We start from the raw sequence: 9,938 nt of genomic DNA, 5'->3' as shown, positions 1-9,938 counted from the left end.
GTGTGATGCGGGATGTGGCAGTGAATGAGCCACTTGCCGGGACGCAGCGCCTTCCACACGACGTCATAGCGCTGTCCCGGTCCGACATTGATGGTATCAGCTAGGAAGCGTGCCGAGGGAGAAAGCGTCTCACCGTCACGGGCGACGACCTCGAAGGGTCCGCCATGGATATGCATTGGATGGACGAAGCCGTTGTTGGTGCCGATGAAACGCACCTTCAGCGTCTCGCCCACCTTCATAGGAATGGTGTCGGTTGCGGGATAGGCTTTGCCGTTGATGGTGAAGAAGTTCGGCATGCCGCCTTCCATGGGCATCGACGGATAAGTCAGCCCATCGCGCACCAGCCATTCCTGAAGTTCGATGACATAGTCGTGGTCAGCCGGAACCTCGTCGGCAGGATTGGCGGGATCGATAATCAGCGCCCCATAAAGCCCCAGCGCCTGGGTGCGGTCCGGCTTGGCATGCGGATGATAGAAGTAGGTCCCGTGCTGGGTCGCGGTGAACGCATAGGAATAGGATTGTCCAGGCTCGATCGGCGGCTGGGTGATCTCGGCAGGTCCATCCATCTGGTTCGGCAGGATCATGCCGTGCCAATGCACCGTGGTTTCCTCGGGCAGGTCGTTGGTGACGTCGATGCGAACCTTATCGCCCTGGCGAATGTGGATGCGCGGACCGGGAATCTGGCCATTGTAGGCATAGGCGTCGACCTCGACGTTGGGCAGGATCTGCCAGCGGACCACCGATGGTCTGAGCTCGAACACCTTGACGCCGTTCTCTAGACGGAACGGCAGTTCCTGGTCGCCCTTGGCGGCAAGACCATAGGACGAGGTAACGCGACGCGGATCGGTTGCAGCCATGTCACGCATGGATTCCGCCGGCGTGTCGCGACCCATGATCATGCCTTGCGGCATGATCGCGCCGCCGACGTCACGCGCCGAAAGCGTCAGATTCAGCCAGTTCGCCGGCGCGGCCATGCCGATCGCCAGCGCCAACACCGACACAATACCGAGGGCCGCAATCTGCGGCGTCGTAGCGTCCGTCTCCATCTGATGGTCGCTGCGTTTGGACTTGTGGGAGGTGTTGCGGCTTCGTCGATCGTCGCCGGCGTTGGGGTGATGCGTAGCGTGCTGTTGGTGGGCGGTCGGCTCTCCACTGCTCGTTTCGTTCGCCTGCGGGCGCTGCGTCATCAATCCGTGCTTCAGCCCGCGCGCGACCAGCCAGACATTGGCCGGATAGGCGAGCGTGAAGCCGGCGATGACGCCGATCGACATCACGCCCCAGAACAAAAGCTCGGTCGGCTCCATGGCGCGCATGTCGCGTCCCATCATCAGAAAGCTCATGACGGGCGCCATGCCGGCCATCATGAAATTCATCGAGATGAACTCGGGCAAGAAGCTCTTGCGCACGTTCTCCCAGTAGGTGCCGCCCATCATCGATTTCATGAACAGCGATTGGAAGATGAACAGGCCGAAGGCAAAGCCCGCCAGATATTCGACGATGAGGTCGAGCCACATCGGCAGGCCAAGCGTTGCCGTGATGACTGCGGCGAGAATGATGCCGGTCGCATCGCCGGCAACGCAGTGGATGGTCGAGCCGACCCCCTGTTTCCACAGCGGCCTGGTGAAGTCTTCATGCTCGCCTGGACGTGGCTCCTTGTCTGCAAGCACATAAAGCAGCAGCCCCAATGGACCCATATAGAGGGTCACCAGGATGAAGCCCCATTTCATCACCACCGGTTCGGGATTGTTGCGGTATTGATCGAAGCCGACATAAAGCGTCGAGGCGGCGGCAAGAGCGAACCAGACGGCAAGGAAATAGTCGATTGGCTGGATGAACATGGATGCATCCCGTCGCGGATCAGTGGCTTGTCACAAGCAGCCCCCGTCGATGAACGCAGCCGGCGTGTTTATGATCCCGCCGGCCCAATCCGGTTGTGTCGAATTCTCCAGCCTGGCGCTCTTGTCGAAGCATTAACGCGCGGTAATTCCCTTGAAGGCGTGGGCGCTTCGCTGCCTTCAACAGGAGCTGGCCATGAAACATCAAACACTCGACCAACTGCATGCCGTCGCCAAGATTGAATCGTCGGCTGCTTATTCCGCAATGACACGAAATCAGCGCATAGAGCGCTGGGCTGAACTGCTGGAGCGTAATCCCGAGCGATGCCTTGGGGCGTTTGCAGGCACCGAACATCTGCACCCTGAAGCACGTTCATTGATGCGGGGCGAGGGAACGGCAATTTCGGTCGCCTTCGAGGATCCAGTGCTGCGCGCATCGGGTTTAAAGGACGATACATACGGTGAGGCAAGGCGCTTTTTCGAGCTGAACGACTGGCAGCTGCACGACATCGTCTGCGATTGCCACGTCGGCTCAACCATGAAAGCGCGCTGGGCTGCGACGCGGGTCCGCTCAGCCATCAGCGGCAGGTTCTTTGCGTGGTTGCGGCAAAGGATAATGCGCTGACCGTAGTTGGGGATCGTCGTCGCTTCGGTGCGGCATACGATCCCCTGTCTTGCCGATTGGATGTCTTGCCGATTGGATGTCTTGCCAATCGGATTGTATTGCCGACGCGGATCAACGCTTGTCCTGGTACAGCCGGTTGGTCGCCCGGTCGCTCTCCCGTTGTTCGGCGGGTCCACGCCGACGGCGTGCGATAACGGCATAGGCCATCAGCACGATCAGCAGCAATGGGCCGCCGGCAACGACGACCAACCACATGATATCTCCAAACATGGCGGCATCTCCTTTCCCAGACAACCGGCGAGGAGGAGAACCGTTCCGTGCAGCAGGCCACCTCGGTCGCCCCTGGTCATTAACTTACGAATTGCGTTCGTAGGTTCCGATGAGTTCAGCCTGCTCAAGCGAATGTTTCTGCGCCTCCCGCCAGATGCGCTCGATGCCCACGCTCGCTGGAATGGCAAGGCTCGGCGTGTCGAGCGCGGCCAGCCGGAAATGGTAATGGTGAACGCCATGTCCGACCGGCGGTTCAGGGCCGTCGTAATAGGCGTTGCCAAAATCATTCGTTGCTTGCCTGAGGGCGCCCGGACCCGGCTTGCCGCTTTCGGCCTCGGGAAGTTCCCTCGTGTCCGGGGAGATGTTGAACACCGCCCAATGACCAAACGTTCCGCTCGGCGCGTCAGGATCCTGAACGACGAGAACGAGGCTCTTTGCTTCGTCCGGCACTCCAGACCATTTCAGCGGCGGCGATACGTTTTTGCCGTCTCGTGTGTATCTTTCGGGAATTTGTCCGCCTTCGGCAAAGGCGGCACTGCTAAGGGCAAGTGGCATGGTTCACTCCTTCCGGCGAAGTTGATCGCAGCGACGCGCAGGGCAGCTATTTGTTGGTCCGCATTTTTTGTCTTGGATCGATCCCGCCAGCGGCGGTCGTGTCGTTTTCGACGTCACCTTCGACCGTGTTCTCGCCTTCAAGCTCGAACTCTTCGCCTTCCTTGATCGTTCCCTTGGAAGTCCCGATACCAGGATTGTTCGCCAAGTCGGCATCGCTCGGTTTCTTCCATTTCGGATGTTTGGTTCCGGTCATGAGAAAACTCCTTCGACGGGGATTGCAGTTTTGAAATCGCAGACCGGATAGTTCGTTCCGGTTCCACGCCTCAGCTTCTTCATTGGTTCGCCGCGCGCCGGCTAAAGCCCGAAGGGGTAGGTGTCGGGAACGCCGGTTCTTGCATGCTCCGGGCCAAGCGGCGTCACTGCCGCGGTTTTGTCGAACCATAGGAACGCGTCGAACTGCCGGGGCAGGGAAGCGTCCGCATAGTGGCTGCCCAGCTCGGTTTCCGGCCGGTAGATCACCCCGATGAATCGCTCCAGCCTGCGTTCCAGCAGCCGCTCACGCAGCGTTGTGTCGCGCCCGAGGTCGAGCAGGAACCGCGACACAAGGGAATCGTGGCAAAGCCGTTCGTAGCTGTCGGCGTGCGACGCGCGAATTTGCTTCACCTCCATTTTGCCGTCCCAGTCGCTGGCGGCCGCTACAGTGCCGGAATGCGTGCCCATACCGATCAGCGCTGCCTCATCCCCGAAACGCTGCCGGCAGAGCTGGCCGATGTTCAGCTCGTCCCTGACGACGCCCATCTCGGTAAAGCGGGCATCGCCGATATGGGAATTGTGCGCCCACACCACGGCCTTGGCGTCGGGGCCGCCGGCATGCAGCAAATGTTCCAACGTTTCGAACATGTGCGTGTCGCGCAGGTTCCAGGACTCCGCGCCGCCATAGTACATGATCCGGTAATAGTGTTCGGCGGACGCGATCAGCCGGGCATTCTGACTGGCGTCGAGAAAGTCGGTGCCGTCCCTTTTTGCATATTCGAGCTGTTTGGCGAGCAAGTCCCGGCATTGTTCCAGCACCGCTTTTTCGCATTTTTGATAGCCGGCGGTGAGCACCGCGCGGCCGTAGGTGGACGGATCGTGTTGCCAGGGCGTCAGGCAGCCATAGCGTTCGCGCGCGATCTTGGCTGCCTGGGGATCGACCCGGTCGAGATAGCCGAGGACCGCGCCGATGGAACCGCTCATATTGTAGATGTCGAGGCCGTAGAACCCTGCTTGCGCCGAAGGCTCTAGCTTCTCGTTGTGACGGCGCATCCAGTCGGTGAAGGCCGCGACATCGGTGTTGCGCCACATCCAGGTCGGAAATCGCTGGAATGGCGCGCCAGTTCCGGTTCGCGGCCGACGATGGCGAACATAGCGGTCGATCGCCGCCGCGTCGGGCCAGTCCGCCTCGACCGCGACGATGGTGAAGCCGTGGCGTTCAGTGAGCCTGCGGGTGATCGCCGCGCGCGCCCTGTAGAATTCGGACGTGCCATGGCTTGCCTCGCCAAGCAGAACAATGCGCCGGTCGGCGAACCGATCGAACAATGCGCCGAAGGCCGGATCGTCGAAATCGGGCAGGGGTTCGGCCGCGGCCGCGATCATATCAGGCAGGCTGATCGGATGGGGATGTCGAAGCGGACGACCAACGTCGGTGGCCGTGCCGTTTTCCGACCAACCCTGCTCGCCGATCAGAGGGACGAAGCGCACGCCGCCGAAATCCTCCTCGCTATAGGTTGCGGCGCCTGTCCGGGTGACTTTGAGCAGACGTTGCAAATCCGGGTCGTCGCCGACCGGAATGACGAGCCTGCCGCCGACATCGAGTTGCTCCTGAAGGGCGAGCGGTGCGCCGGGACCACTGGCTGTCACCACGATGGCGTCGAACGGCGCCGCCTGCGGCCAGCCCTTGGTGCCATCGCCTGTCCGAACCTCGATGTTTTGGTAGCCGAGTTTTTCAAACCGCCGCTTCGCCGTTTCGGCCAAACCGGGATGACGCTCTATCGTGTAGACCTGTTCGACGATCCGGCTCATCACCGCGGCCGCGTATCCCGAGCCGGTGCCAATTTCGAGCACATGGTCACCCGGTTTGACATCCGCCATCTCGATCATGAACGCGACAATGTAGGGTTGCGATATGGTCTGGCCATCGGCGATCGGCAGCGGCGTGTCTTCGTAAGCAAATTCCTCGAAGCCGGGTTCGACGAAGGCCTCGCGTGGAACTTCGCGCATTGCCTGCAGAATCTCACGGTCATGAATGCCACGCCGGCCGACATGGATATTGACCATTCGATCACGGGCACGAGGAAGATCGAGCATCTTTTAGCTCCCTTTGGTGCAACGCTTCGAGGCTATCCTTCGCGGTACCTGCCTTGAGCCTGGCCTTCGCGATTCCAGTTTCTAACCGCCGGAGGACTTCAAGGTTCCCGCCTATTTGCGGACAGGGCCGCAAACCCGGCCGAGATGGCGTCCGGTCTCTCGGCCGCGTGGGTCGTGACGCCGACCCGAACGCGACAGTCGGGGGTTGCTCAAGCGCAAAGATGCCCCAGTTATCACCAGCGAACCGAAGCTGGAGATGTCGATGAACGACAAGGCTGCCGCGACGCCGCAGGCCATCGGCCACGAACGGATCGACCTCATGGACCGCTACTGGCGCGCCGCGAATTACATCTCGGTCGGCCAGATCTATCTGCTCGACAATCCGCTGTTGCGCGAACCGTTGAAGGCCGAACACGTCAAGCCGCGGCTGCTTGGCCATTGGGGCACGACGCCGGGGCTGAACTTTCTCTACGTGCATCTGAACCGCGTCATACGCGAACGCGACCTCGATGCTCTGTTTATCTGCGGGCCGGGCCATGGCGGCCCCGCAATGGTCGCCAACACCTGGCTCGAGGGCACCTATAGCGAGATCTATCCCGATATCGGGCAGGGCGAAGACGGCCTCAGGAAACTGTTCCGGCAGTTTTCCTTCCCCGGCGGCGTGCCAAGCCATGCCGCGTCCGAGACGCCAGGCTCCATCCATGAGGGTGGTGAATTGGGATATGCATTGGTTCACGCCTTTGGTGCGGCCTTCGACAACCCGGATCTGGTGGTTGCCTGCGTCGTTGGTGACGGTGAAGCCGAGACCGGTCCGCTCGCGGCGGCATGGCATTCCAACAAGTTCCTGAACCCAGCCTCGGACGGCGCCGTCCTGCCGATCCTGCATCTCAACGGCTACAAGATCGCCAATCCAACGATCCTCGGCCGCATGGACGATCAGGAGTTGCGAAATCTTTTCGCCGGCTATGGCTACGAACCGTTCTTCGTCGAAGGCCACGAGCCGCTTGCCATGCACCAGTCGATGGCCGCGACACTCGACACGGTGCTCGATCGCATCCGGTCCATTCAGGAACAGGCCCGGGCTCCGGGATGGGATGGTCAACGCCCGCAATGGCCGATGATCGTGCTGCGCAGCCCCAAGGGATGGACAGGTCCCAGGGAGGTCGATGGCGAGAAGGTCGAGGGTTTCTGGCGCTCGCATCAAGTGCCGGTGTCGAACGCACGCGGAAATGAGGGCCACCGCAAGATCCTCGAAAACTGGATGCGAAGCTACGAACCGGGAGAGCTGTTCGATGAAAGCGGGCACCTGTTGCCGGAGCTCGCGGCACTTGCGCCAACAGGGACAAAGCGCATGGGCGCAAGCCCGTACGCGAATGGCGGACTGTTGAAGCGCGATCTTGTGCTTCCCGACTGGAAAAGCCTGGCCCTGGAAGTGCCTCGTCCGGGAGGCGTCATCGCTGAAGCGACGCGGATTTGCGGAAGCTATCTTCGCGAGGTGTTCCGCCTCAATGCCGAGGCGCGGAATTTTCGCCTGATGGGGCCGGACGAGACGTCATCCAACCGCCTCGACAAGGTGTTCGAAGTTACCGATCGGCTCTGGATGCAGCGCATCGAACCCTACGACGTCCATCTTTCCCGTGACGGACGTGTCATGGAGGTGCTCAGCGAGCATCTCTGCCAGGGCTGGCTTGAAGGCTACCTGCTCACCGGCCGCCACGGCCTGTTCTCCTGCTATGAAGCCTTCATCCACATTGTCGATTCGATGGTCAACCAGCATGCCAAATGGCTGAAGACCTCCGGCGAGCTTGCCTGGCGCAAGCCGATCGCCTCGCTCAATTACCTTTTGACCTCGCATGTCTGGCGGCAGGATCACAATGGTTTCAGCCATCAGGATCCGGGCTTTGCCGATCTGGTCGCCAACAAGAAGGCCGATACGGTAAGGCTCTATTTTCCGCCGGATGCCAACACCCTGCTGTGGATCACCGATCATTGCCTGAGAACCTATAACCGCATCAATGTCATTACCGCCGGCAAGCAGCCGGCACCGCAATGGCTGTCCATTGAAGAAGCCGAAGCGCATTGCAAGGCGGGGGCGGGCATCTGGGAATGGGCCGGTACGGTTGCTCAGGGCGAGGCGCCCGATGTGGTCATGGCCTGCGCCGGCGACGTGCCGACCCTGGAAACGTTGGCCGCGACCGACATCCTGCGCTCTGCGATCCCCGACCTGAAGATCCGCGTCGTCAACGTCGTCGACCTGATGACGCTGCAGTCGAACACGGAGCATCCGCACGGGCTCGCCGATGGAGACTTCGATACGTTGTTCACGAAGACACGGCCTGTCATCTTTGCCTATCATGGCTATCCCTATCTCATTCATCGCCTGACCTACCGTCGCGCCAACCATGACAACATGCATGTGCATGGCTTCCGAGAGGAGGGCACCACGACGACGCCGTTCGACATGGTGGTGCTCAACGAACTCGATCGCTACCACCTCGCGCTTGCCGCCATCGAACGCGTGCCGGGACTGGCCGAAAGGGCCGAAGAGCTTGCCGGCGAACTCCACGGCCGGTTGGTGAAGCACAGGGCTTATGTCCGCGAGCGCGGCGAGGATATGCCCGAAATCCAGAAATGGAGCTGGCCCGACAAAGGCGCGGCAAAGGCGCGCCAATGATGCGCCAATCGATCCTGGCATTGAATGCCGGTTCGTCCAGCATCAAGTTCGCGCTTTACGATCTTGTCTCGTCGCAGGCTCTGCAGCTCGTTTCGCGCGGCACGTTGGACCTGGGTGACATCCCCACCCTCCGCGCAAAAGCGGCCGACGGAACGGTGCAGTGCGATCGGCAGCTCGCCACCGACAGGCCGCGTGACGCAGCCATAGGCGAGATGCTGAATTGGGTGCAGGGCGAAATCGGCGAAAGGAACCTGCTCTGCGCCGGCCATCGCATCGTGCATGGCGGAAGCGAATTCATCGAACCTGTCCGTCTGACCCCGGACATCATCGACGCCATCGACAGGTTGACGCCGCTCGTTCCGCTGCATCAGCCTCGCAGTCTTGCGCCGGTCCGTGCAATAGCCGCCTTGCAACCGGACCTGCCACAGGTCGGATGTTTCGACACCGCTTTCCACCAGACGATCGATCCGCTGGTGCGGCGCTTCGCCCTTCCGCGCCAATATGAAGGGCAAGGCTTGCGCCGCTACGGGTTTCACGGTCTCTCCTATGAATACATCGCCGGGCGGCTCAGCGGGATATCGCCAACTCTTGCGGCGAAACGCACCATCGTCGCCCATCTCGGCAATGGTGCCAGCCTTTGTGCTTTGCAGCAGGGCAAGAGCATCGATACGACGATGGGGTTTTCGGCCCTGGATGGCCTCGTCATGGGCACGCGGTGCGGCGCCATCGATCCCGGCGTGCTGTTGTACTTCCTGCTGGAAAGAGGCATCGCGGCTGAGGAGCTGCAGACGATGCTCTACGAGAAGTCGGGACTGCTCGGCGTATCCGGTATTTCGGGCGACATGAGGACGCTGGAAGCGAGCAACGATCCTCGCGCCCAAGAGGCGATGGCGCTTTTTGCCTTCCGCGCGGCGAAGGAAGCAGCAGCGCTTGCAAACACGATGGGTGGTCTTGAATGCCTCGTGTTCACCGCCGGCATCGGCGAACGGTCCGCGTCCATCCGCAAGGCCATATGCGAAAAATTGACCTGGCTTGGCGTGGTGCTTGAAGAACGCGCCAACGACATCCACGCCGAAATCATCAGTCGTCCCGAGAGCAAGGTGGAGGTGCGCGTGATTGCGACCAATGAGGAAAGTGTCGTTGCACGTCACAGCCGCAAGGTGATGCAAGCCTGAAGGCTCGCCATTGGCATCGGAAACTCGGCGTCGGTTCGGCTCGGCAAAAGCGCGGGCAAGGGCATTCCCTGTACGAAAATTACCAAGCAAGCGGTCGGGGGAACCAACTGCCCATGGAAATATTGTGCGAGCAATCTCGGCTAACCCCGAGACCGTCGGCACGATGATCACGCCGACAGCCATACTTCAGGCATTGGCTGAGGAATCCATGTTTACGGACGATGTTGCGGTGAGGCGCCTGAAAATCCTGGTCCAGCAATATGTCGAGACACGCAAGAAACGCCACCATGTGATCTCTACCGCCAAGGCCGGAACCGCAATTCGGGAGGTGATGCCAAGTTGCCCGCTTTCGGGAGAGGCCTTCGATGATCTGATTGCGGCCTGCGCCATCGAGCATGGCCTGGCTGTGCTCTTCGACAATCCAGGTACATCAGGCACTGAAATCTGAGGCTGGCGCT

Annotated in this window: 9 protein-coding genes; 4 read left to right on the top strand and 5 right to left on the bottom strand. The window is 60.9% G+C overall.

Translation table 11 applies throughout. The features are described from left to right. On the bottom strand, positions 1-1,838 hold a 1,838-nt coding region (locus tag EN749_RS01400), incomplete at its 3' end, for a DUF4396 domain-containing protein (RefSeq protein WP_128362426.1). Between the two features lie 193 nt (positions 1,839-2,031). Here EN749_RS01400 and EN749_RS01395 point away from each other — a divergent pair. Beyond that, positions 2,032-2,460: a hypothetical protein gene (locus EN749_RS01395; RefSeq protein ID WP_127268879.1), complete on the top strand. Its 429-nt coding sequence runs from the start codon at positions 2,032-2,034 to the stop codon at positions 2,458-2,460. 111 nt (positions 2,461-2,571) lie between these two features. Here EN749_RS01395 and EN749_RS01390 read toward each other — a convergent pair whose 3' ends face one another. The 4 genes from EN749_RS01390 to EN749_RS01375 form a co-directional block, all read right to left on the bottom strand. Beyond that, a complete protein-coding gene (locus EN749_RS01390) occupies positions 2,572-2,730 on the bottom strand; it encodes a hypothetical protein (protein WP_127268877.1) in 159 nt (52 codons plus the stop codon). Between the two features lie 84 nt (positions 2,731-2,814). Further along, the gene (locus EN749_RS01385) at positions 2,815-3,285 is read right to left on the bottom strand and encodes a YbhB/YbcL family Raf kinase inhibitor-like protein (protein ID WP_127268875.1); all 471 of its coding nucleotides are present in this window, start codon (positions 3,283-3,285) and stop codon (positions 2,815-2,817) included. A 46-nt stretch (positions 3,286-3,331) separates the two neighbouring features. Then, on the bottom strand, positions 3,332-3,538 hold the full coding sequence (locus EN749_RS01380; protein ID WP_013531530.1) for a hypothetical protein: 207 nt from the start codon (positions 3,536-3,538) through the stop codon (positions 3,332-3,334). Between the two features lie 101 nt (positions 3,539-3,639). Further along, a complete protein-coding gene (locus EN749_RS01375) occupies positions 3,640-5,631 on the bottom strand; it encodes a protein-L-isoaspartate(D-aspartate) O-methyltransferase (RefSeq protein WP_128362425.1) in 1,992 nt (663 codons plus the stop codon). A 262-nt stretch (positions 5,632-5,893) separates the two neighbouring features. Here EN749_RS01375 and EN749_RS01370 point away from each other — a divergent pair, with 262 nt between their 5' ends. From EN749_RS01370 to EN749_RS01360, 3 genes are all read left to right on the top strand, one after another. Then, positions 5,894-8,305: a phosphoketolase family protein gene (locus tag EN749_RS01370; RefSeq protein WP_128362424.1), complete on the top strand. Its 2,412-nt coding sequence runs from the start codon at positions 5,894-5,896 to the stop codon at positions 8,303-8,305. Further along, a complete protein-coding gene (locus EN749_RS01365) occupies positions 8,302-9,480 on the top strand; it encodes an acetate/propionate family kinase (protein ID WP_127395998.1) in 1,179 nt (392 codons plus the stop codon). Before EN749_RS01370 ends, EN749_RS01365 begins: the two co-directional genes overlap by 4 nt. Before the next feature lie 163 nt (positions 9,481-9,643). Further along, positions 9,644-9,928: a hypothetical protein gene (locus EN749_RS01360; protein ID WP_245481724.1), complete on the top strand. Its 285-nt coding sequence runs from the start codon at positions 9,644-9,646 to the stop codon at positions 9,926-9,928. Positions 9,929-9,938 lie beyond the last annotated feature (10 nt).

Origin of the sequence: Mesorhizobium sp. M7A.F.Ca.ET.027.02.1.1, assembly GCF_004022985.1 — a bacterium.
Lineage (GTDB): Bacteria > Pseudomonadota > Alphaproteobacteria > Rhizobiales > Rhizobiaceae > Mesorhizobium.
Note: the sequence above shows the minus strand (reverse complement) of the source record. Positions and strands in the feature narration are given on the sequence as shown.

Coding starts and splice junctions, on each gene's coding strand:
- EN749_RS01395 (WP_127268879.1), top strand. CDS start 2,032: ATGAAACATCAAACACTCGACCAACTGCATGCCGTCGCCAAGATTGAA.
- EN749_RS01390 (WP_127268877.1), bottom strand. CDS start 2,730: ATGTTTGGAGATATCATGTGGTTGGTCGTCGTTGCCGGCGGCCCATTG.
- EN749_RS01385 (WP_127268875.1), bottom strand. CDS start 3,285: ATGCCACTTGCCCTTAGCAGTGCCGCCTTTGCCGAAGGCGGACAAATT.
- EN749_RS01380 (WP_013531530.1), bottom strand. CDS start 3,538: ATGACCGGAACCAAACATCCGAAATGGAAGAAACCGAGCGATGCCGAC.
- EN749_RS01375 (WP_128362425.1), bottom strand. CDS start 5,631: ATGCTCGATCTTCCTCGTGCCCGTGATCGAATGGTCAATATCCATGTC.
- EN749_RS01370 (WP_128362424.1), top strand. CDS start 5,894: ATGAACGACAAGGCTGCCGCGACGCCGCAGGCCATCGGCCACGAACGG.
- EN749_RS01365 (WP_127395998.1), top strand. CDS start 8,302: ATGATGCGCCAATCGATCCTGGCATTGAATGCCGGTTCGTCCAGCATC.
- EN749_RS01360 (WP_245481724.1), top strand. CDS start 9,644: ATGATCACGCCGACAGCCATACTTCAGGCATTGGCTGAGGAATCCATG.